Consider the following 20,730-nt stretch of genomic DNA (forward strand, 5'->3'; position numbering starts at 1 on the left):
GCTTCAGCTGCCGGGCTTCCAATCGGGCGGCGCCATCTCGAAGCTTGAAAATTCGAAGCCGGGCGAGACGGTGCAGCCGACCAGGGTGAAATCGCCGAGAGTTTCGGCCGATTGCCACCAATTGGCGGGAATGATCGCCTGCGGCCGCTCGCCGGCAGGAAGATTCGTTCCGAGCGTCAGGGTCTCGCGTGCCGTTCCGTCTTCCGAGCGGTGCAGCGAGAGCGGCGCGCCGGCGTAATAATGCCAGACCTCGGCCGCATCGTGGACGCGATGCCAGTGCGAACGCTGTCCCCTGGTCAGCAGATAATAGATCGCGGTCGAGTGGCCGCGTTCTCCGCCCGCCGTATCGCGGAATGTCTGCACGTACCAGCCACCTTCGGGATGCGGCTGCATGCCGAGTTCGCGGATGATGTCCTCGGGCGACATCAGAAATTGTCCTTGCGCTTGCGGATCTCGGCAAAGACTTCCTCGTTCGTCTTGCCTTCCATCAGCAGATTGCGGCGGATCGCCGGGTCGGCGGCGCGCAAGAACGGGTTGGTTTCCTTTTCCAGCCCCAATGTCGTCGGGATGGTGAATTTGCCGTCGGCGCGCAAGGCTTCGATCTCGGCGGCGCGGCTCTTGAGGCGCTCATTGTCGGGATCGACGGTCAGCGCGAAACGGGCATTGGACAATGTGTATTCATGGCCGAAATAGACGGCGGTCTCATCGGGCAGAACGGCGAGCTTCTGCAGGGAATGCCACATGTCGGCAGCCGGGCGTTCGAACAGCCGGCCGCAGCCCAGCGCAAACAGCGTGTCGGCGGCAAAGAGCAGCTTATCGTCGACAAAATGATAGCAGATGTGGCCGGCGGTGTGGCCGGGCGTCTCGATGACGTTGACCGTGTGATCGCCGAAATGGAAGCTGTCGCCATCGGCCATCGTCCGATCGAGGCCGGGAATGGCGATGGCCTCGTTGATCGGGCCGATGATCTCGCAGCCGAATTGCTCCTTCAGCGCCAGATTGGCGGTGACGTGATCGGTGTGATGATGTGTGGTGAAGATATGGGTGATTTTCCAGCCGCGACGTGTCGCCGCTTCCAGGATCGGCGCCTCCTCCGGCGCATCGATCGCCGCGGTAAAACCTGTCTCCGGATCGTGCACGAGAACGCCGAAATTGTCGGTGCGGCAGAGAAAAACGTCTAATTCCAAAGGTTTCATCGTCCAATAATCCCTTATCCCAGGAGTCTCGCGGAAATGTAGAGGTTCCGGCCTTGAAGTCCAACCGCCCGCTGATAACATTTGTCGCAATGCACGCCGATATCGTCGACCTACGCCAATTCTATCACTCCGAGCTTGGACGTCTTGCCGAGCAGTCGATCGCCATGGCGCTGTCATCGCTCTGGGTGCGGCTGCCGCAGGAGCGTCTGGTCGGGCTCGGTTATGCCGTGCCCTTCCTCGACCGTTTCCAGGCCGATACCGAGCGCACCTTCGCTTTCATGCCGGCCGGGCAGGGCGCGGTGAACTGGCCGATGGGCTCGCTCTCGACGACGGCGCTGATTTTCGACGAGGAACTGCCGCTGCCGGATTCCTCGATCGACCGGGTGCTGATGGTGCATTCGCTGGAATTCGCCGAAAGCCCGCGCGAGACGCTGAAGGAGCTCTGGCGGGTGCTGGCGCCGGGCGGACGGCTGGTCATCGTCGTGCCGAACCGGCGCGGCGTCTGGGCGCGCATGGAGCATACGCCCTTCGGTTCGGGTCGGCCCTATTCCCGCGGTCAGTTAACAAATCTGCTGCGCGAGACGAACTTCACACCGGGCGCAACGGCTGAAGCGCTGTTCTTCCCGCCCTCGAAGCTCAGGACCATCCTGCGGCTTCGCCGCGCCTTCGAGCGGATCGGCCGAACATTGTGGCCGGCCTTCTCGGGCGTCATCATCGTCGAAGCGCAGAAGCGGCTCTATCAGGGATTGCCGGTGGCGGCGCGGGCCTCCCGCCGCGTCTTCGTGCCGGTTCTCGCCCCGCATGGCGTGCCGACCACACGCACTACAGCGCCGCGCGTCTTTTGAGACGCGCAAAGGACGCTGTAGCACTTTGAATTGCTGCATAATTTTATCCTTAAATCGATTCCGATTTTAAGGAATTATGCAGTAGATGACGTCGCTATCGGCGGTCTCCAACTGCTTGTGTCACGCCCATACCTCTCGACAACAATCGCATTCCGCTTTAATGCCACTTGGTGTTTTTCAGCCCGGATTTCCGGCAATTCCAAGGTCGAACCCATGAGCGTTGAGATGAGCAAGCCCGTTCCGCGTCCCGGTATTCTCGATATCGCAGCCTATGTGCCGGGCAAGGAACATGCGCCGGGTGTTGCCCGTGTCTACAAGCTTTCGTCCAACGAAACGCCGCTCGGCGCCAGCCCCAAGGCAATCGAGGCCTTCAAGACGGTTGCCGACAATCTGGGGCGTTATCCTGACGGGCAGGCGATCGAACTGCGCGAGGCAATCGCCGCCGTGCACGGTCTCAATCCGGCAAACATCCTCTGCGGCAACGGTTCCGATGAGCTGCTCGGCCTGCTCTGCCATGTCTATCTCGGCGCCGGCGACGAGGGCATCATCACCGAGCACGGTTTCCTCGTCTACAAGATCCAGATCCTGGGCGCGGGCGCCACGCCTGTCGTTGTCAAGGAGAAGGACTATACCGTCGATGTCGATGCGATCCTTGCCGCGGTGACGGAGAAGACGAAAATCGTCTTCATCGCCAATCCCGGCAATCCCACAGGCACCTATGTTTCCGTCAGCGAGATCCGCCGCCTGCAGGCTGGACTGCCGAAACATGTCGTCCTCGTGCTCGATGCTGCCTATGCCGAATATGTGCGCCGCAACGATTATGAAGCCGGCATAGAGGTCGTATCCTCCAATGCCAACGTGGTGATGACCCGCACCTTCTCGAAGGCCTATGGTCTCGCGGCGCTGCGCGTCGGCTGGATGTATGCGCCCGTTGAGATCGTCGACGCGTTGAACCGTGTGCGTGCGCCGTTCAACTTGAACGCGCCGGCAATCGCCGCCGCTGCCGCTGCCATCCGCGACCAGGCCTTCGTCCAGCAGACCGTCTCCTTCAACCAGATGTGGGTGGAGACGCTGACCCAGGCGCTCGAAGCGATCGGGCTGAAGGTGACGCCATCCGTCGCCAATTTCGTCCTCATCCATTTCCCCGAGATCGACGGCAAGCGGGCCGCGGATGCCGACGATTTGCTGACGAGCCGCGGCTACATCCTGCGCGCCGTGCGCGGCTATGGCTTCGCCAATGCGCTGCGCATGAGCATCGGTCCTGAGGAGGCCAACCGCGGCGTGATTGCCGCGCTCACCGAATTCATGGGACATCAGGCATGAGCGTGCAGTTCGATCGGATTGCGCTGATCGGCATCGGCCTGATCGGCTCTTCGCTTGCCTACGACATCAGACGGCTTGGTCTTGCAAGGGAGATCGTCGTCGCCACACGCAGCCCCGATACGCTGAAGCGCGCGGAAGAACTCGGCCTCGGCGACCGCTACACGACGTCTTCGCAGGATGCCGTCAAGGATGCTGATCTGGTGATCGTCTCGGTGCCGGTCGGCGCCTCGGAAAGTGTGGCGAAGGAGATCTCGGGAAGCCTGAAGCCCGGGGCTGTTGTCACCGATGTTGGCTCCACCAAGGCTTCTGTCATTGCGCAGATGCTGCCGCATATGCCTGATAATGTGCATTTCATCCCCGGCCATCCGCTGGCCGGCACCGAAAAATCCGGCCCGGATGCCGGCTTTCCCGGCCTCTTCGAAGGCCGCTGGTGCATCTTCACGCCGGTCGCCGGCACCGACGAGACGGCGCTGAAGCGGCTGCGCAGCTTCTGGGAAGCGCTGGGCTCGAAGGTCGACGAGATGGATGCGGAGCATCACGACAAGGTGCTCGCCATCGTCTCGCACCTGCCGCATATCATCGCCTACAATATCGTCGGCACAGCCGACGATCTGGAGACGGTGACGGAGTCTGAGGTCATCAAATATTCCGCCTCTGGCTTTCGTGATTTCACTCGCCTCGCTGCCTCCGACCCGACCATGTGGCGCGACGTCTGCCTGCACAACCGCGATGCGATCCTCGAAATGCTGGCGCGCTTCTCGGAGGATCTCGCCTATCTGCAGCGCGCCATCCGCTGGGGCGAGGGCGACAAGATCTTCGAACTCTTCACCCGCACGCGCGCCATCCGCCGTTCGATCGTCCAGGCCGGCCAGGATGTCGACGCGCCTGATTTCGGTCGTCATGCGCTGGACAAGAAATAGCCGCCGCGATGGTGGAGGTGGCACGTGCCGGCCGGGCGGATATTGACTGGCTGGTTCGCGAGGACGCCAGCTCCGGTGAGGCATGGGTATCGCGCTGCGTCGCGCTCGGCGAATATCTCCTTGCCTGGCAGGCCGGCGAGATCGTCGGCTTCCTGCGCTTCTCCCGCTTCTGGGGCAGGGTTCCCTATATGGAAATGATCCGCGTCCTGCCCGAGCATCGCCGGTCGGGCGTTGGAACGGCGCTTTTTCTCGCCTGGGAAGAAGCCATGCGCGGCGACGGCGCCCGCCTGCTGATGACGTCGAGCGAATGCGACGAAAGCCGACCTCAAGACTGGCATTGCCGCAACGGATTTTGCGAAACCGGCGCGATCGAGCTGCCCGGCGTGCAATCGGTGCCGGAAGTCTTCTTCATCAAGCGAATAGCCTGAAGCGCATCGCGTCGAACCGGAATCATGCGACGCGCTTCAGGCTTTTTCCTATTTCCTATGCATCCCCGTTATCCCAAAACCGCTGGACACTTTTGGGCGAGATGCATCAGATCGGCGGAATCCGGCCGAGCGGGATAAAACCACTGACGGTGGCATTGCCACGATCGACGACGAGATCGACAGAGACCTTGTCGCCGCCGCCGGCGAGCGCCTTCAAGAGCTTCGTTGCCGTGTTGACGGTCGAGGTGATATCCGGAAAGGCCTGTTTCAGGCTGTCGCCCCAGGGGCCGAGCTGTTCGATCTCCAGTTTGAATTTTCCCGAGAGGAAGCCCTGTTCGTCGAAGGAGAAGGGGCCGGTGAGCGTCATCACCTTGCCATCGCCGATGTCGGCGACGATGCGGCGCAGTTCACCGGTGGCGCCATTGAGGCCGCTTCGGTCGCTGCCGTCGATCAGGCCGGCCTTGCCGGCGACGGTCAGATCGATGCTGGCAGACATTTTCGGAAAGATCTGCGGCCAGTCCTTGATCGCCGTGTTGGCATCCTGCACGGAGATCGCGCCATCGAGATCGGCGCCGTTCTGGCGCAGATGGATTTCGGTGCGGGCGGCATCGAAGCTGATGGCCTGACCGGTGTAGGAGGAGACGGCCATCGCCTTCAGACCCTCGATGACGGTCGAGCTGCGGTCGACGCCCTGCAGCCTGGTTGCAAGACTCGCCTGCAGGTTCGTCCATTGGGCCGAGATCGAAAGCCCGTTGCCGGTGCGGATTTCGGCCGGCGAATCGAGTTCCCAGACGATATTGCCGGGCGCATAGACCTGTGCTGCCGAGCGCAACGCGCCGAAGGTGGCGGAGACGCCGTTGACATTGTCGTCGACGTCGATCTTGGAGCAGAACAGGCCGATACGGAAGGGATAGCCGCGGAATTCGATATCGGAGCATTCGCCGCTGACGCCTGCCTGATCGCGCGGCGCGATCGCCTTCAGCACCGTGGTCTTCAATGCTGACGCCGCATAGAACCAGCCGCCGGTATAAAGCGCGATCACCAGGAGGACGCCTCCACCCAGCAACCAGAATTTCTTACCGCTGCCGGATTGGCTGCTGCCGGATTGGCTTGACGCTGCCATGATGTTCTCCAATGGTGAATCGCAAATGTGATTCCCGGTCTGGCGTGCGATATGGACGAATTTTGGGTGTTTGGCTACGGTTCGCTGATGTGGAATCCGGGCTTCGAGTTCATGGAGCGGGCAGAGGCCCTGGTCTACGGCTACCGGCGTTCGCTCTGTGTCCGCTCCTTTGTCCATCGCGGCACCCGCGACAATCCGGGCCTGGTTCTCGGCCTCGACAGGGGGGGCGCCTGCCGCGGCATGGCTTTCCGCATTTCGCCTGAAAAATGGGATGAGGTGATCGATTATCTTCGCGCCCGCGAGCTGGTCACCAATGTCTACCTGGAACGCCGGGTGCGGCTGCAGCTTGCCGGCCGGCGCCGAGTGGAAGCGGTCGCCTACATCATCGATCGTGATCATGAGCAATATGCCGGCGCGCTGGATGCGGTTGCGGCGGCACGGGTGGTGAACGAAGCAGAAGGCCAGTCAGGTCCGAATGATGCCTATGTCTTCAATACGCTGACGCATCTGAAAGAGATGGGCATTCGCGACCATTGGCTGGAGCAGGTCGTCAACGAAGTGGAGCGGCTGCGCGCCGTCTGCATAACTCCTTAAATCGGTATCGATTTAAGGAGTTATGCAGCCATTCAAAGTGCTGCAGGATCCTTTGCGGCTCTCGAAGAGACGCGTGGCGCTGCAATCTCAGGCCGTCGCAGCGTTCAATTTTCGCAGCTCCGCCAGCCTTTCTATCGCCGTCGGCGGGAGCGGCAGATGCGGATTTCGCTCGACGGTTTCGAGCAGAAGCTCGTCGCTTGCCCGCTCCGATACCTCGATCAAATGGGCGAAGAAGGCGTCCGGATCCATTCCCGGCATGATCGGCGGCAGGATTCTCACTTTGAAATGACCGGGATAACGACGAATGCTCCGCCTCGGCCAGAAGAGACCGGGATGCATGGCGACCGGCACGACGGGGAGGTTAAGGTCGCGGTACATGCGGGCGATGCCGTATTTATAGACCGGCTCCGCGCCCGGCGCGCGGCGGGTCCCCTCGGGATAGATGATGAGCTGGCGGCCGGTCGAAAGCTCTTCCTTCGTGCGTTTCAGCACTTCCACCATCACCTTGCCGCGAGCGCCGCGATCGACCGGGATCATACGCTGCTTCTTCGCATACCAGCCGAAGAGGGGAATCCACATCAGTTCGCGCTTCAGGATATAGACCGGATCCTTCAACCAGGGCAGCAGCGCGTAGGTATCCCAGAAAGACTGGTGCTTCGGCGCCAGGATGTAACTGCCATCCGGCAGGTTCTCCAGGCCCTCGATCTCGAAGGTGGTGCCGACGATCACTCGCATCAGCCAGTGGTTGGAGCGCGCCCAGTTCTTCGGGATCGCATAGGCGATCTTGCGCGGCACCACGAAATAGTAGGGTGAGAGCACGATCATCCGGATGATGAGGTTGGCATAGAAGATCGTGTTGAAGAGAACGGAACGCAGGGCGATCATGAAACTTTCCCGAGGCATGCTCACGCGACCGGCCTACACGATATTGCCGGTCATAAAAAGCATTTGATGACGCCCTGATGTAAAAGCCTAGAGCAATTCCAGCAAAAGTGCGCAGCGGTTTTACGTCCGGAATTGCGCAAACGCAAAAGATTGCGCATGACCCCGAAAATCGGAATCGATTTTCCGAAAGGATTATGCGCAACTTTTAAATCGATGGAGCGTCCTATCCGACGCGCGGCTCTATTGCTGACCGGACGCATTTGCCGAGCGCAGCCCGGTGTGGCGGCCGAAGCCGGTGATGTTGCGGGCGCCCGCCAGCAGCACTTTCGCATATTCGGCAAGCATGACGCGCATCGCATTCGGGTCGGTGAACCAGTTGCTGCTCTTCAAATCCGAATTGACCACGGGATAAGCGATGAACTCGATGTCGGGATCGACATAGGAGAGTTCGGCGAGGCTTCGCGGCATGTGGTAATTGTTGGTGACGATCAGAACGCTCCGGTATCCCTTGGCGTGGATCCAGTTCGAAGCTTCCTCGGCATTGCCGATCGTGTCGATCGCATCGTAGCCGATATCGACACAGCAGGAGAAGAGATCGGCCGAGCCTTGCGTCATCTTGCGGATCTGTGCCGGTGTCGTCGTCGGGTGGACGCCGGAAATGAGCAAGCGTTTGCCGGCACCCTTCTGCAACAGCTCCACCGCCTGGTCGATGCGCTGGTAGCCACCCGTCAGTACCACAATCGCATCCGCCTTCGGCTCGGCCGGCGGCCGGAGCGTCGTCACCGAATCAGCAAAACGCAGAAAACCGCCGAACACCAGGGCGATTGCCAGCAGGCAGGCAAAGCCGCCCCAGCGCAGCAGGCGGCGGATCGGCCCGCGCCGCGGCGGCAGACCCACCGGGCGATCAAGCTCCGGGCCCTGATGAATCGGGTTGGGTGTCGTATGTCCCATGGTCATGAATCGTGATTATACGCTGATTGCGGCGCAGAACAGACGCTTTCATGGCAAAACGGCCCGGTCACGATCAACTTCCGATGCCGTCGGTGCGTGTCGGGTCCGAGCGTAGTGTATCGATCTCGTAGATCGTCCGCATGACGGTCAGCCGCGCGGTGAAGGTGGTGAGGAGCGCGATGACAATCATCGTTGCGAAGATGCCGGCATAACCGAGCACGCCGACGGAGAAGGTGCCGAAAAGCGCGGTCGCCTGGTCCGTTTCCGGGGTGGCGAGGGTGCGGCTCTGCCAGAAACCGGCGGTGGCGAAGAAGAGAGCGGCAAGCGCGCTGCCGATCGCCGAGCCCTTCAGGCTGATCTTCAGAAAATGCTTCTGGAATTCGGTGGCGACGAAGGAGCTTTCGGCGCCGACGAAATGCAGCACTTCAACGACGTGACGATTGCCCGACAACGCGCCGCGCGTAGCGAAGACGACGGTAAGCACCATCGCCGTGAAAACCAGGAGCAGGATGCCGGTGCCGATCATCACAGTCGTGTGCGCCATGGACACCAGCCGGTCGACCCAGGTGCGGTGATCGTCGAGGCTGGCCTGCGGGATACTGTCCTTGAGCAGCGCTCGCATCGAATCGAAATCCGGCGGATTGCTCTCGTCGATGGTAATGATGACGAGACGGGGAACGGGCAGATCCTTGAGATCGAGACCGGGGCCGAGCCAGGGTTCGAGCAGGCGAGCGGTCGCCGCCTCGTCGACGATCTGGCCGCTCTTGGTGCCGACGAAGGTCAGCGCCAGGTCGCGCGCCTGGGTCAGCGCCTTCTCCATGTCGAGATTGTCGTCCGGCTTGATCTGAATGGTGATCTCGCGGGAGATCTGGCTCTCCCAACTTGCCGCCGTCGAGCGCACCATGCTGACGCCGCCGAGCGTCAGGCAGGCGAGAAAGGCCATGATTGATATCACCACCATCAACGCACTGCCCTGGATGTTGGAAGGCGGCAGGATCGGCGCCGTCGGACGCACGCGCAGTTCCGGCCGCTTCTGCTGGATCTTGGCCGACGCCTTCTCGGGGTTTCTGGACGGGGGCTCAGTCATAGATATCGAGATGCCCCTCTGAGAGGATCATGCGGCGGGCTTCCACCTGTTCCATCAGCGCCAGGTCATGGGTGGCGATCACGACCGCCGTGCCGAGGCGGTTCAGCTCGAGGAAAAGATTGAGCAGGCGCTTGGCCATCGGCGGATCGACATTGCCTGTGGGTTCGTCGGCCAGCAGCACTTCCGGCCGGTCCATCAGCGCCCGGGCGATTGCGGCGCGCTGCTTCTCGCCGCCGGAGAGCACGGGCGGCAACACATTGATGCGTTCGCCAAGGCCGACCCATTTCAACAGTTCCAGGACATCGGTCTTGTAGGAGCTCTCATCCTTGCCACGTACCCGTAAGGGCAAAGCGACATTCTCATAGGTTGTGAGATGGTCGAGGAGGCGGAAATCCTGGAAGACAATGCCGACGCGGCGGCGCAGAAGCGGCAGTTCGGGGCGGGGGATTTCGGAAATATCGCGCCCGAACATGCGGATCAGGCCGCGTGTCGGCTGCAGCGACATGAAAAGCATCCGCAGCAGCGACGTTTTGCCGGCGCCCGATGGGCCGGTCAGGAACTGAAAGGATTTCTTCGGAATGTCGAAGGTCAGGTCCCGGAGGATTTCCGGGCCCATGCCATAGCGCAAACCGACATTCTCGAAGTGGATCAACGGGCAGCTCAGTCTGTTGTGGGTTTCACCGCACGACTTGTTAACCAACACCGTTAACAGCCGGTAAATTTTGCTGGAAAGACGCCCGTTTGATGGCGATCTTTGCGAAGCATTAACCATTAAAATTTACGACTGAGCAGGATTCGTTTCAATGCCAGATTTCTCCTGGCAACGAAACCATGTGGACATCTGCGAGGCAGCCACCATGGAAGCATCCTCCTTCAGTCGCCGGACGCCGGGCCAGGCCTATGATTTCCTGCCGCCGGAACCCGCCAACCGCCAGTACCGCTCGGCGCGACCTGCCGATATCTCCGACGCCGAATTCGTTACCCTCGGCAAAGTGCGGCCCAGGGAATTCAATGCAAGGAGTTATAACGACAACCGCAAGCGCATGGCTGCCGCACAGGCCGCACAGCCGGCGCTGATGCCGGCGATGGCTGCTTCCGTTCTGAGGACAGTGGAATCCTGGCTGCAGCGCGCGTCGATGCGGAGCTTCGCAGCGCTGGTGTTCGCGCTCGTCGTGCTCGTCTTCGGGCTTGCAGGTGGTTTTTCCGGCCTTTCCGCTGAGCGAGCCACTTCCGGAGCGCCGCTGCATTTCACCCATGTCACGGTGACGCCGCGTGATGCGAACGGCATGCGCGTTCTCGTCATCAACGGCATCATCGAAAATGAGAGTGGCACGACGCAGACGGTGCATCCGATCCGTGCCGATCTCGTGACCGACGAGCGGCTGACCGCAAGCATCGTCATCAACCCGCCGGCGGATGTGATCTATAGCGGCCAGAGCCGGGGCTTCTCGGCTCGCGTCCAGCATGCCGGCGGAAAAATGCCGGAGGTCCGGCTTTCCTTCCTGCCATAGATGTAACAGGACATGGAATGGCCGACTTTCCCGCCACAGGTCGCGCCAATCGCGTTAATTTCATAGCCGATGAGGCTGTTTCAGGCTCGCATATGTGCTAACGGCTTACCCTTCTTTTCATGGAGCAAGCCCTTATGCCTGTCGTGCGCGGAAAAAACATCGAGCCGCTCTTCACCGCCGAGCAGATCGCCGAGCGCAATCATTCGATGGCGCGGGAGATCGCCAATGGCCCGACCAAGGACCTGCTCGTCATCGCCGTGCTGAAGGGCTCCTTCATCTTCGCCGCCGACCTGATCCGCGCCCTGCATGATAGCGGGCTTGCCCCGGAGGTCGAGTTCATCACCCTGTCGAGTTACGGCATCGGCACGGTTTCGCAGGGCGTGCGCATCGTCAAGGATATCGACAGCGACGTCCATGGCCGCGACGTTCTGCTGATCGACGATATCCTCGAATCCGGCCGAACGCTGCTCTTTGCCAAGGAACTGCTCTTCGAGCGTGGCGCGCGCAACGTCACGATCGCCGTGCTGCTCGACAAGCGCGTCAAGCGCAAGGAAAAGCTGGAGGCTGACTATGTCGGCTTCGAATGCCCCGACTATTTTGTTGTGGGCTACGGCATGGATGTCGCCTATGCCTTTCGCGAACTGCCCTTCGTCGGCGTGGTTACCGGGGACGCCTGAACGGTTGCCTTCAAGACGGGTTGTTAACCATCTCGTCCATCGCTTCGTCATCTTTACCGATCGAAAAGGAAAGTCTGGTGATTTCCGTCGCGGGGCAGATACGGAGCGATGCACATATGGCAAGAATTCTGATTACGGAAGACGAGGACTCCCTGCGGTCCTTCGTAGCCCGGGCCCTTAGGCTTGATGGCCACGAGACCGATGAGGCGGCCGATGGGGCCGAGGGCTTGGAGAAGCTCAAAGACGGGGTCTACGATCTACTGCTTTCAGATATCCGCATGCCCGTGATGGACGGCATTGAACTCGCCCATCAGGCAAAAGACGCTTTTCCTGGCTTGAAAATCCTGCTGATGACCGGCTATGCCGAACAGCGCGAACGGGCCGACGATCTTGCCGAAAAGATCATCGACGTCGTCGCCAAGCCATTCGCGCTTCCCGATATCCGCAAGGCAGTCGCCCGAGCGCTTGTCGCTTAGAGCCAGGATGCTGAAAAGCGTGATTTCGGGCGAAATCATGCTCCATTTCTTTGATTGAGATCACGATTCAGATTCTAAAGCGCGTCGCGATCTTTCAGATTCGCGCCTTGCGCTTTAGGTCTTTGTTTTTACGCAAGTCGTTATCGCAAAACCGCTGCACACTTTTGCGCGACATGCTTTAGGCCGGTTCGGCCTGGAATGATCTTGTTCTAACGCGCCTGCTGTCCATCGCGTTGCGGTGCTACTGGATGTCCAGCAGCCGCTCGAGATAGCGCCGTTCCATTTCCTGCGGCGGATTGTTGCCGAGCTTTTCCCGGATCGCGTCAAGGATTTCTCGCGCCCGCTGAACGTCGATTTCGTCGGGCACCTTCACGCTGTTGTCGCCGAAATCCGGCCCTTGGGGCCGGCGTGGCCGGCCGAGTGGGTCGCGGCCGTTCTGGTCGCCCTGGCCAACCTGGCCGTTCGGACCTTGACCCTGTTGGCCCTGCTGCGCCTGCATCATTTGGTTCATCATGTCGCGGGCGCCCTGGCGAAGCGCTTCCAGCGCGCGGCCCTGGCCCTCGACGGCCGGTTGGCCGCGGCCCTGGCCGAGTTCACGGCCGGCGCCTTCCATTTCACGCTGCGCCTGGCCAAAGCCCGGGCCAGGCTTCATGCCCATCTCGCCGAGACTCTTCTGCAATTCGCCGAGCTGCTTGCCGAGCGCATCCTGCTGGGCGCGCAGCTGTTTTAGCGCCTCGCGCAGCTGCTCGGCCGTCATCTGGTCGGAGGGCTGCTGGCCTTCCTTGCCTTGCTGGCCCTGCTGCTGATCCTGAGGCTCGCCGTTCTCTCCGGGGTTCATCTCGTCGAGCAGCGGATCGTTCTCGCCCATATCAGACTCACCGCGCTGCATGCGGTCCCTGAGCTGCTGGTCGAGCCGGAAGGTCTGTTCCATCAGCTTCTGTTGGTCGCGCAGGATCTCGCCGAGCTTGTCGATCTGCTTGCGGGCCTCGCTGTTTTCCTGACTCTGCTGGCCGCGCTGTGGACGGCCCGCCTGCAGGTTGTTCATCATCCGCTGCAATTCCGACAGCATCTGCTGGGCGGCGTCACGATTGCCGGAGCGGGCGAGATTCTCGATCTGGTCCATCATCCGTTCCAGATCCTGCTGACGCAGGATATTCTGCGCGTTCTGGTTCGGCTGCATCGGCGCGTTCTGCATGCGTTCGGCGAGCTCGGTCATATAGTCCTGCATCGCCTTGCGCAGTTCGTCCATCAGCTTCTTGATCTCCGCGTCCGGAGCGTTGCGATCCAACGCGTCGGCAAGGTTCTGCTGGGCCTCACGCAGCTTGCGCTCAGCCAGCGAAAGATCGCCGTCCTCCATGCCGAGGGCGATCTCCCACAGATACTGGGCCGTATCCTTCAGCGCATCTTCGCCCCTTGCGAGCTTCATGCGCGCCAGGGCGGATTCCAAGAGCAGGTAGTTGGTGAGCTTGGGGATCGTCTCCTCGGGGCGGATGGTCAACGCCTCGTTCAGCGCGATCGCCTGCGGCATCTTGCGCGTGTCGAGCGCGAAAACCTGCCGCTCTTCGGCGACGGCCGCGGCAAGCGGCTCGTTGAAGGGCCGCGACGGCAGCGCCATCTCATACGGCGGACTGCGGCCGGTCTGGCCGGCGGCATCCTTGGCGACGAGCGTGATGCGCACGCGCTTGCCGGCAAGCGGATGTTCGGTCAGGTTCCGGCTGGTCACACCCTTGGCGTCGCGGGCGTTGCGGCGGGGAATATCCAACCGGTATTCCGGCAGCGGATAGAGCGGCGTTGCCGTCGGATCGGTTTCGACGGGAACGATCTCCGCATGCGCCTCCTGGACCCCGTAATCGTCCTTGACCGTGAAGGCGATTTCAAGCGCGCCGTTGACGCTGCGCTTCGGCAGGCCGTCGAAGGCAATTTCTGGCGCCTTGTCGGGGAGCACCTCGAAGCTCCAGCGCCGGCCGTTGACCTCAAGTGCACCGTTCTCCTGGAGCTTCATCATATGCGTCTGCGCGACGAGAGCCTGGCTGGCAGGTGCCGCCGTCTGCTGCGGTTTGGTATCCGCCTGTACTGATATATCCTGCGCCTCGCCGTTCGCCTTGCGGAACACGACTTTTTCAGCCGTCTTTCCGCCGCTGACCCGTACGGTAAGGCCCGAAAACTGCGGAATGCCGATCGGCGCCTGCTCGCTGCCGTCAGCCGTCAGATAGATCGGGGCGCGGCCGGTATAGGAAGGCGGCGTCACCCAGGCGTCGATGCGCACCGCCGGATCGCTGACCACCTGCTCGGGTGCTGCCTGCAACGCGTCGCGGATCGAGCCGCCGTTGATCGACAGCGAATAACCGAAGGCCGTGACGAGTAGCAGCGCCGGGACGGCGCGCAGCGCAAAACGGTCATGCGCGGCGATATCAGGCCGCGGCAGTCCGGCATCGAGTGCTGCGATCTTTTCGGCCATGCGCGTCTGGTGCTCGCGCCAGAGAGCTCGGCCAAAGGGCGTATCAAAGGCCGGCTCGTCTTCCTGGACGGTGACCGGCTGGTGCGGCAGGCCGTTGCGCTCCTCCAGCATGCGGTCGGCTTCCGCGATCCTCGGCCAGCGCAGGGTGCGGAAGGGGAGGAGCGAGACGAGAAAAGCGCCAGCAAAGGCGATGAGCAGCAGGATGCGCAGCCAGTCTGGCACGCTGCGGAAGAGACCGAACCAGGAGGCGGAGAGATAAAAGGCGATGACGGATAGTACCGGCATCAGAGGCGGCAGCAGCTGCTCGAAAAAGAGCACGATGCGCGCCAGCAGGCGTTTCGTCGTCACCAGCCGGGCAAGCGAGGGCCGGAACGCAAATGCACCTTTCTTCTGCCTCGAGGGGCTTCTCATCGGTCCGGTCTCCGCGATCTGGCGTTCTGGAACAGAGGGCGCTTCCGGCGATTGCAGGGCAATACGCTCATGAACGAAAGGATAACACTCTTTGTGGCGAAGGCGAGGGCGAGCGGCCAGTAATACTGGCTTTTCACGGTTATTCGCCAAAAAGTGATGCGACTTAAAGCGCGTTGCGATCTTTCGGATTGCTTCGCGCGCTTTAGGTCTTTGTTTTACCCATGTCGTTATCGGAAAACCGCCGCGCACTTTTGCGCGACATGCTTCAGTCGAGCCAGGCCGGAACGGAATCGAGGCTGATCAGTTCGGCATAGGTTCTGCGCGGTCGAATCGTATGGAAATCGCTGCCCCTGACCAGAACTTCGGGCACCAGCAGGCGGCTGTTATAAGTGCCGGCCTGGACCGCACCGTAGGCGCCGGCAGTGCTGACGGCCATCAGGTCGCCGGGCTTCGGCATCGCCATCTCGCGGTCGAGCGCCAGATAATCGCCGGTCTCGCAAACGGGGCCGACCACGTCGGCGCGGATGCGGGGGGCGTTGGCCGCCGAAATCGTTACCGGCCGGATCTCGTGATAGGCCTCGTAGAGCGTCGGGCGGATGAGATCGTTCATCGCGCCGTCGACGATGACAAAGGTCTTTTCGCCGCCATCCTTCACATAGAGGACCTCGGTCACGAGGATGCCGGCATTGCCGACGATCAGGCGGCCGGGCTCGGTGATGATCTTGCAGTTTAGACCGCGCAGCTGGTTCTTGACGATTGCCGCATAGGCGTCCGGCAGCGGCGGCGGATTGTTGTCGTCCTTGTAGGGGATGCCGAGGCCGCCGCCGATATCGACGTGGTGGATGGTGTGGCCGTCGGCGCGGAGCGTCGCGACAAGGTCGTGCAACAGCTTGAAGGCGTCGTCGAAGGGCTGGAGCTCCGTGATCTGGCTGCCGATATGCATGTCGATGCCGGTAACCTCGATGCCCGGCAGCTTGGCGGCATAGGCATAGATGGCGCGGGCGCGCTCCCAGGAGATGCCGAACTTGTTTTCCTTCTTGCCGGTCGAGATCTTGGAATGCGTCTTCGCATCGACATCCGGGTTGATGCGGAAGGAGACCGGCGCTTTCTTGCCCGCGCTGACGGCGCGCTGATTGAGGATCTCGAGCTCGGGCTCGGATTCGACGTTGAAGCAGTAGATGCCGGCCTCAAGCGCAAAATCCATCTCGGACGGCGTCTTGCCGACACCTGAGAACATGATGCGGCTCGCCGGAATATCGGCGGCAAGCGCGCGGCGCAGCTCGCCTTCCGAGACGACATCGATGCCGGCGCCGAGGCGGCCCAGCGTCTTCAGCACCGCCTGGTTCGAATTCGCCTTCATCGCATAACAGACCATGGAGTCCATGTCGGCGAAGGCTTCCGAAAAGACGCGGTAGTGGCGTTCCAGCGTCGCGGTGGAATAGACGTAGAAAGGTGTGCCGACCGCCTTGGCGATCTCGGGAACGGGAACGTTCTCGGCATGAAGGACGCCGTCACGGTACTCGAAATGGTTCACGGGCTTATGCCTTAAAGAAGGGGATCGAGAAGGAAGGGCTTGTCGACAGTTCCCGGCTGTTTCGTCGGCTTGGAAACGTCGCCTTCCTTGGTTGCCGCAGCACTCGGCGGATCGAGGTCGCCCTTGCGCCCGCATCCGGCAACGGCAAGGCCGATGACGGCGAGAACCGCCGTCAGGCGGATGAGATGCGGCAAGCTGTTCATGGATATCCTCTTCTGCGGCATGTGCTGGCATCATTCATATCGAATGATGGACATCTTCATAGCGAAGTTTGTCCGCCTTGTGCACCCTGATTGTTGGACGGTCTTTCCGCCTGCAGGAAGGCGCCACGCCTGATATCTCTTAGTTGCGGGCGCGCCAGAAGGCGATCTGCCTGCGCACTTCGGACGGCGCCGTGCCGCCGAAGCTCTTGCGGCTGGCGACCGAGGCCTCGACGGTCAGCACGTCGTAGACCTTGTCGGTGATGTCGGGGTGAATCGCCTGCAGATCGGAAAGCGGAAGTTCGGCAAGGTCGCAGCCCTTGCTTTCGGCGAGTGCTACGGCGCGGCCGGTCACGTGATGGGCATCGCGGAAGGGGAGGCCGGCTTCACGCACCAGCCAGTCGGCAAGATCGGTCGCCGTCGAATAGCCGGAGCCGGCCGCCGCCTTCATGCGCGCGGTGTTGATGGTCATGTCGCGCACCATGCCGGTCATGGCAGCGATTGCCAGTTCCAGGCTCTCGGCTGCGTCGAAGACCTGTTCCTTGTCTTCCTGCATGTCCTTGGAATAGGCGAGCGGCAGACCCTTCATGATCGTCAACAGCGCCATCAGCGAGCCGTTGATGCGGCCGGTCTTGGCGCGCACCAGTTCAGCGGCATCCGGATTCTTCTTCTGCGGCATGATCGACGAGCCGGTCGAGAAGGCGTCGGAGAGACGCACGAATCCGAATTGCGGGGTCGACCAAATGACGATCTCTTCTGCCAGACGCGACAGGTGCATGCCCGCAATCGCCGCGATCGACAGGAATTCGATGGCGAAATCGCGGTCGGAGACCGTATCGATGGAGTTGCGGGTCGGCTCGCGGAAACCGAGCGCCTTGGCTGTCATGTGGCGGTCGATCGGATAGCCGGTGCCGGCAAGGGCTGCGGCGCCGATGGGGCTTTCATCCAGATGCTCGATGGCGTGGCGCACGCGCGAGCGATCGCGGCCGAACATTTCGACATAGGCCATGCAGTGATGGCCGAAGGTAACGGGCTGGGCGGTCTGCAGATGGGTGAAGCCCGGCATGACGCTTTCGGCATGTTCTTCGGCGCGGTCGAGGAAGGCCGCGATCAGGCCGGTCAGCATCTGCTCGGTCTTCTGCAGCTCTTCCTTCACCCAGAGGCGGAAGTCGAGCGCCACCTGATCATTGCGCGAGCGGGCGGTGTGCAGGCGGCCGGCGGCCGGTCCGATCAGCGTCGCCAGGCGTGCCTCGACATTCATGTGGATGTCTTCGAGCTGACGCGAGAATTCGAAATTGCCGCTTTCGATTTCTGACAGGATCGTGTTTAGCCCGTGAACGATCTTGTCCTTATCGTCTGATGAAATGATCGCCTGATGGGCAAGCATGGTCGCGTGGGCGATCGAACCGCGGATGTCCTGGGCGAATAGCTTCTTGTCGAAACCGATCGAGGCATTTATCTCCTCCATGATCGCGTCCGGGCCGGAGGCGAAGCGCCCACCCCACATCTGGTTGGAGGATTTGGTGTCCGTGTTGTTCTCGGCCATGGAAGATGCCCGTCCTGGAGAATGAAATGACGACGAAAAAACCCTTCGGCCTGCCGTCCGGAAAATTGATCGCAATCGCCGCCGTCGCAGGTGTCGTTGCAGGTGCGGCAGCGGTATACGTGAATGAGAAGGGGATTGGCAATGGGATCGGCAGCAGCGCTTCGGCCGAATGCTCGCTGGCGAAGGAGCGTGCTGCCAATCTGGCACCGCTCATGAAGGGGCAGGTGGCCGCCATGGTTGCCGCCACCGAGCCGCGCAAGCTGACGGCGGTTTCCTTCAACGGGCCGGATGGCAAGCCGCTGACGCTCGATCATTTCGCCGGCAAGACCGTGCTTCTCAATCTCTGGGCCACCTGGTGCGTGCCCTGCCGCGAGGAAATGCCGGCGCTGAACGCACTCGAAAAGGAGATGGGTAGCGACAGGTTCCAGGTCGTGCCTGTCAATATCGACACCGGCGACGATGAGAAGCCGAAGACGTTCCTGACTGAAACCGGCGTCGATGCTCTGCAGCTCTACCGCGACAATACGATCGGCGTGTTCAACAGCCTGAAGAAGGAAGGCCTTGCCTTCGGCCTTCCGGTGACGCTGCTGCTCAACGACAAAGGCTGCCTGATCTCCGCCATGAACGGCCCGGCCGCGTGGGATAGCGAAGACGCGAAGGCGCTAATCAAGGGTGCGATCGGGTCGTAACGACGTTGATCAGGAGTCCCCATCTCCTCTCATGAGAAAGACGCCGGCGATTCCGATAAGGACGCAGCATTGCAGCAGGAACATGGGTGTTTCGGTCGACATGGCGTTTCCTCCCGTTCCCGGCAAGGAAAGCATTTAGCGGGCGCTCGGTCTATTCGCCCTTTCAGGTGATGGCCGCTTACCGCGTCGGGACCGGCACTTCGCCACGATAGTCATAGAAGCCGCGGCCGGACTTGCGTCCGAGCCAGCCGGCTTCGACATATTTTACCAGCAGCGGGCAGGGACGATATTTCGAATCCGCCAGGCCGTCATGCAGCACCTGCATGATCGAGAGGCAGGTGTCGAGGCCGATGAAATCGGCAAGCTGCAGCGGTCCCATCGGGTGGTTGGCGCCGAGCTTCATCGCCGTATCGATGGCGTCGACCGTGCCGACGCCTTCATAGAGCGTGTAGATCGCTTCGTTGATCATCGGCAGCAGGATGCGGTTGACAATGAAGGCAGGGAAATCCTCGGCGACGGTGATGGTCTTTTCCAGAGTGCCGACGAATTCCTTGGCGGCGGAAAAGGTCTTCTCGTCGGTCGCGATGCCGCGCACCAGTTCGACCAGCTTCATCACCGGCACCGGGTTCATGAAATGTATGCCCATGAAGCGCTCGGGGCGGTCGGTGGCGGCAGCAAGCCGGGTGATAGAAAGGGAAGAGGTGTTGGTGGCAAGCAGTGCTTCCGGCTTCAGGACCGGACAGACCTGCGTATAGATCTTGCGCTTGACCGTTTCATCCTCGGTGGCGGCCTCGATGACGAGATCGGAGGGGGCGAGATCATTGACATCGGACGAGCCTGTGATGAGCGACAAGGTCGACTTGCGCTCCTCTTCGGTCATCTTGCCGTTCGTCACCAGGCGGGCCAGGTTGCCGTTGATGGTGGCAAGGCCAGATTCGATGCGGTCCTGCGAGAGATCGTAGATGTGAACCCTGTAACCTGCGGCGGCCGAAACATGCGCGATGCCGCAGCCCATCTGACCGGCACCGATAATACCAATATTCTTCAACACCGCATTCATCTCCAAACCCCCGCACGGCATTCGCCCCCGCGCCGCCGCATTTTTCTAGCAATACTGCCGGACGAAGGATCGCCCGGCAGCAGTAGTAGCCCGATAAAAGATAATTTTCCAGTCATTCGCAAGTGCGAAAGAAAAGCATTTGGCGCGGTCAGAGCGCCTTTTGCAATTCCGGCAGGGCGTCGAAGAGATCGGCGACCAATCCGTAGTCGGCGACCTGGAAGATCGGCGCCTCCTCGTCCTTGTTGATGGCGACGATGACCTTCGAATCCTTCATGCCGGCCAGATGTTGGATGGCGCCCGAAATGCCGCAGGCAATATAGAGCTGCGGCGCCACCACCTTGCCGGTCTGGCCGACCTGCCAGTCGTTCGGCGCATAACCGGCATCGACAGCCGCACGGGATGCGCCGACGGCAGCACCCAGCTTGTCGGCGAGCGGCAGGATGACCTCCCTGAACTTCTCGGCAGAACCCAGCGCCCGGCCGCCGGAGATGATGATCTTCGCAGACGTCAGTTCCGGACGGTCGGAGGCCGACAGCGCGTCCCTGACGAAGGTCGACAGCCCCGGATCGGAAACCGCCGGGATCGCCTCGACGGTGGCCGAACCACCTTCCGGCGAAGAGGCAAAGGATGCGGTGCGCACGGTGATCACCTTTTTGGCATCGGTCGCCTGCACCGTCTGGATGGCATTGCCGGCATAGATCGGTCGCTTGAAGGTGTCAGCAGAGATCACCTCGACGATCTCCGAGACCTGGGCGACGTCGAGCAGGGCTGCCACCCGCGGCAGCACGTTCTTGCCGACCGAGGTGGCGGCCGAGA

Annotated in this window: 22 protein-coding genes; 9 read left to right on the top strand and 13 right to left on the bottom strand. The window is 61.5% G+C overall.

Features of this window, described 5'->3' with window-relative positions:
* Positions 1 to 3: 3 nt before the first annotated feature.
* Together AC1D2N_RS22190 and gloB are read right to left on the bottom strand one after the other, a co-directional pair.
* On the bottom strand, positions 4 to 426 hold the full coding sequence (locus tag AC1D2N_RS22190) for a cupin domain-containing protein (RefSeq protein WP_130653177.1): 423 nt from the start codon (positions 424 to 426) through the stop codon (positions 4 to 6).
* Positions 426 to 1,196 (bottom strand): hydroxyacylglutathione hydrolase, encoded by a 771-nt coding sequence (gene gloB, locus AC1D2N_RS22195; protein WP_018243794.1) that lies wholly within the window; start codon positions 1,194 to 1,196, stop codon positions 426 to 428. Before gloB ends, AC1D2N_RS22190 begins: the two co-directional genes overlap by 1 nt.
* Positions 1,197 to 1,249: 53 nt before the next feature.
* On the opposite strand from gloB, the gene AC1D2N_RS22200 reads away from it, so the two are divergent.
* The 4 genes from AC1D2N_RS22200 (at position 1,250) to AC1D2N_RS22215 (ending at position 4,712) form a co-directional block, all read left to right on the top strand.
* Positions 1,250 to 2,041, top strand: coding sequence for a class I SAM-dependent methyltransferase (locus AC1D2N_RS22200; protein WP_018448111.1), 792 nt, complete (start codon positions 1,250 to 1,252; stop codon positions 2,039 to 2,041).
* A gap of 225 nt (positions 2,042 to 2,266) precedes the next feature.
* Positions 2,267 to 3,364, top strand: coding sequence for a histidinol-phosphate transaminase (gene hisC / locus AC1D2N_RS22205; RefSeq protein ID WP_018448110.1), 1,098 nt, complete (start codon positions 2,267 to 2,269; stop codon positions 3,362 to 3,364).
* Entirely contained in the window at positions 3,361 to 4,284 is a 924-nt protein-coding gene (locus AC1D2N_RS22210) for a prephenate/arogenate dehydrogenase family protein (protein ID WP_018243792.1), read from the top strand. The genes hisC and AC1D2N_RS22210 overlap by 4 nt, the downstream gene beginning before the upstream one ends.
* An 8-nt stretch (positions 4,285 to 4,292) precedes the next feature.
* Positions 4,293 to 4,712: a GNAT family N-acetyltransferase gene (locus AC1D2N_RS22215; RefSeq protein WP_018448109.1), complete on the top strand. Its 420-nt coding sequence runs from the start codon at positions 4,293 to 4,295 to the stop codon at positions 4,710 to 4,712.
* A 106-nt stretch (positions 4,713 to 4,818) separates the two neighbouring features.
* On the opposite strand, the gene AC1D2N_RS22220 is transcribed toward AC1D2N_RS22215, so the two are convergent.
* A complete protein-coding gene (locus AC1D2N_RS22220; protein ID WP_130759063.1) occupies positions 4,819 to 5,835 on the bottom strand; it encodes a DUF2125 domain-containing protein in 1,017 nt (338 codons plus the stop codon).
* Positions 5,836 to 5,886: 51 nt separating this feature from the next.
* On the opposite strand from AC1D2N_RS22220, the gene AC1D2N_RS22225 reads away from it, so the two are divergent.
* Complete coding sequence (locus AC1D2N_RS22225) at positions 5,887 to 6,429, top strand: gamma-glutamylcyclotransferase (protein ID WP_018517241.1); 543 nt, start codon at positions 5,887 to 5,889, stop codon at positions 6,427 to 6,429.
* A gap of 87 nt (positions 6,430 to 6,516) precedes the next feature.
* On the opposite strand, the gene AC1D2N_RS22230 is transcribed toward AC1D2N_RS22225, so the two are convergent.
* The 4 genes from AC1D2N_RS22230 to ftsE form a co-directional block, all read right to left on the bottom strand.
* Positions 6,517 to 7,314, bottom strand: coding sequence for a lysophospholipid acyltransferase family protein (locus AC1D2N_RS22230; protein WP_018448107.1), 798 nt, complete (start codon positions 7,312 to 7,314; stop codon positions 6,517 to 6,519).
* A gap of 240 nt (positions 7,315 to 7,554) precedes the next feature.
* Entirely contained in the window at positions 7,555 to 8,265 is a 711-nt protein-coding gene (locus AC1D2N_RS22235; protein ID WP_018243787.1) for a YdcF family protein, read from the bottom strand.
* A 73-nt stretch (positions 8,266 to 8,338) separates the two neighbouring features.
* Positions 8,339 to 9,352: a cell division protein FtsX gene (locus tag AC1D2N_RS22240; RefSeq protein ID WP_018243786.1), complete on the bottom strand. Its 1,014-nt coding sequence runs from the start codon at positions 9,350 to 9,352 to the stop codon at positions 8,339 to 8,341.
* Positions 9,345 to 10,004 (bottom strand): cell division ATP-binding protein FtsE, encoded by a 660-nt coding sequence (ftsE, locus tag AC1D2N_RS22245; protein WP_003543317.1) that lies wholly within the window; start codon positions 10,002 to 10,004, stop codon positions 9,345 to 9,347. Before ftsE ends, AC1D2N_RS22240 begins: the two co-directional genes overlap by 8 nt.
* Positions 10,005 to 10,209: 205 nt before the next feature.
* On the opposite strand from ftsE, the gene AC1D2N_RS22250 reads away from it, so the two are divergent.
* From AC1D2N_RS22250 to AC1D2N_RS22260, 3 genes are all read left to right on the top strand, one after another.
* Positions 10,210 to 10,863 carry a hypothetical protein gene (locus AC1D2N_RS22250; RefSeq protein ID WP_130653575.1) on the top strand — a complete coding sequence of 218 codons (654 nt, stop codon included), beginning with the start codon at positions 10,210 to 10,212 and terminating at the stop codon, positions 10,861 to 10,863.
* A gap of 134 nt (positions 10,864 to 10,997) precedes the next feature.
* Positions 10,998 to 11,540, top strand: a complete 543-nt coding sequence (gene hpt / locus AC1D2N_RS22255; RefSeq protein WP_003567049.1) for a hypoxanthine phosphoribosyltransferase — start codon at positions 10,998 to 11,000, stop codon at positions 11,538 to 11,540.
* A gap of 116 nt (positions 11,541 to 11,656) precedes the next feature.
* A complete protein-coding gene (locus tag AC1D2N_RS22260; protein ID WP_003543311.1) occupies positions 11,657 to 12,016 on the top strand; it encodes a response regulator in 360 nt (119 codons plus the stop codon).
* A 241-nt stretch (positions 12,017 to 12,257) separates the two neighbouring features.
* Here the strand turns inward: AC1D2N_RS22260 and AC1D2N_RS22265 are convergent, their stop codons facing one another.
* From AC1D2N_RS22265 to argH, 4 genes are all read right to left on the bottom strand, one after another.
* Entirely contained in the window at positions 12,258 to 14,885 is a 2,628-nt protein-coding gene (locus tag AC1D2N_RS22265) for a TIGR02302 family protein (RefSeq protein WP_130653175.1), read from the bottom strand.
* Positions 14,886 to 15,150: 265 nt separating this feature from the next.
* Complete coding sequence (gene lysA / locus AC1D2N_RS22270; protein ID WP_130653174.1) at positions 15,151 to 16,419, bottom strand: diaminopimelate decarboxylase; 1,269 nt, start codon at positions 16,417 to 16,419, stop codon at positions 15,151 to 15,153.
* Between the two features lie 11 nt (positions 16,420 to 16,430).
* A complete protein-coding gene (gene lptM, locus AC1D2N_RS22275) occupies positions 16,431 to 16,643 on the bottom strand; it encodes an LPS translocon maturation chaperone LptM (protein ID WP_113543674.1) in 213 nt (70 codons plus the stop codon).
* A 118-nt stretch (positions 16,644 to 16,761) separates the two neighbouring features.
* Complete coding sequence (gene argH / locus AC1D2N_RS22280; protein WP_130653173.1) at positions 16,762 to 18,165, bottom strand: argininosuccinate lyase; 1,404 nt, start codon at positions 18,163 to 18,165, stop codon at positions 16,762 to 16,764.
* Between the two features lie 26 nt (positions 18,166 to 18,191).
* Between argH and tlpA the strand changes: the two genes are divergently transcribed.
* Positions 18,192 to 18,854, top strand: a complete 663-nt coding sequence (tlpA, locus tag AC1D2N_RS22285; protein ID WP_130653172.1) for a thiol:disulfide interchange protein TlpA — start codon at positions 18,192 to 18,194, stop codon at positions 18,852 to 18,854.
* Between the two features lie 178 nt (positions 18,855 to 19,032).
* Here tlpA and AC1D2N_RS22290 read toward each other — a convergent pair whose 3' ends face one another.
* Together AC1D2N_RS22290 and AC1D2N_RS22295 are read right to left on the bottom strand one after the other, a co-directional pair.
* Positions 19,033 to 19,914, bottom strand: a complete 882-nt coding sequence (locus AC1D2N_RS22290) for a 3-hydroxybutyryl-CoA dehydrogenase (RefSeq protein ID WP_003543296.1) — start codon at positions 19,912 to 19,914, stop codon at positions 19,033 to 19,035.
* A 148-nt stretch (positions 19,915 to 20,062) separates the two neighbouring features.
* Positions 20,063 to 20,730: electron transfer flavoprotein subunit alpha/FixB family protein (locus tag AC1D2N_RS22295; protein ID WP_477982013.1), on the bottom strand; the 668-nt coding region annotated here is incomplete at its 5' end.

It is taken from the genome of Rhizobium sp. P1_B8, assembly GCF_056406515.1.

Bases quoted from the DNA above. Each gene is read 5' to 3' on its own strand.
- AC1D2N_RS22190 (WP_130653177.1), bottom strand. From the start codon at position 426: ATGTCGCCCGAGGACATCATCCGCGAACTCGGCATGCAGCCGCATCCC.
- gloB (WP_018243794.1), bottom strand. From the start codon at position 1,196: ATGAAACCTTTGGAATTAGACGTTTTTCTCTGCCGCACCGACAATTTC.
- hisC (WP_018448110.1), top strand. From the start codon at position 2,267: ATGAGCAAGCCCGTTCCGCGTCCCGGTATTCTCGATATCGCAGCCTAT.
- AC1D2N_RS22210 (WP_018243792.1), top strand. From the start codon at position 3,361: ATGAGCGTGCAGTTCGATCGGATTGCGCTGATCGGCATCGGCCTGATC.
- AC1D2N_RS22215 (WP_018448109.1), top strand. From the start codon at position 4,293: ATGGTGGAGGTGGCACGTGCCGGCCGGGCGGATATTGACTGGCTGGTT.
- AC1D2N_RS22220 (WP_130759063.1), bottom strand. From the start codon at position 5,835: ATGGCAGCGTCAAGCCAATCCGGCAGCAGCCAATCCGGCAGCGGTAAG.
- AC1D2N_RS22225 (WP_018517241.1), top strand. From the start codon at position 5,887: ATGGACGAATTTTGGGTGTTTGGCTACGGTTCGCTGATGTGGAATCCG.
- AC1D2N_RS22230 (WP_018448107.1), bottom strand. From the start codon at position 7,314: ATGATCGCCCTGCGTTCCGTTCTCTTCAACACGATCTTCTATGCCAAC.
- AC1D2N_RS22235 (WP_018243787.1), bottom strand. From the start codon at position 8,265: ATGGGACATACGACACCCAACCCGATTCATCAGGGCCCGGAGCTTGAT.
- AC1D2N_RS22240 (WP_018243786.1), bottom strand. From the start codon at position 9,352: ATGACTGAGCCCCCGTCCAGAAACCCCGAGAAGGCGTCGGCCAAGATC.
- AC1D2N_RS22250 (WP_130653575.1), top strand. From the start codon at position 10,210: ATGGAAGCATCCTCCTTCAGTCGCCGGACGCCGGGCCAGGCCTATGAT.
- hpt (WP_003567049.1), top strand. From the start codon at position 10,998: ATGCCTGTCGTGCGCGGAAAAAACATCGAGCCGCTCTTCACCGCCGAG.
- AC1D2N_RS22260 (WP_003543311.1), top strand. From the start codon at position 11,657: ATGGCAAGAATTCTGATTACGGAAGACGAGGACTCCCTGCGGTCCTTC.
- AC1D2N_RS22265 (WP_130653175.1), bottom strand. From the start codon at position 14,885: ATGAGAAGCCCCTCGAGGCAGAAGAAAGGTGCATTTGCGTTCCGGCCC.
- lptM (WP_113543674.1), bottom strand. From the start codon at position 16,643: ATGCCGCAGAAGAGGATATCCATGAACAGCTTGCCGCATCTCATCCGC.
- argH (WP_130653173.1), bottom strand. From the start codon at position 18,165: ATGGCCGAGAACAACACGGACACCAAATCCTCCAACCAGATGTGGGGT.
- tlpA (WP_130653172.1), top strand. From the start codon at position 18,192: ATGACGACGAAAAAACCCTTCGGCCTGCCGTCCGGAAAATTGATCGCA.
- AC1D2N_RS22290 (WP_003543296.1), bottom strand. From the start codon at position 19,914: ATGAATGCGGTGTTGAAGAATATTGGTATTATCGGTGCCGGTCAGATG.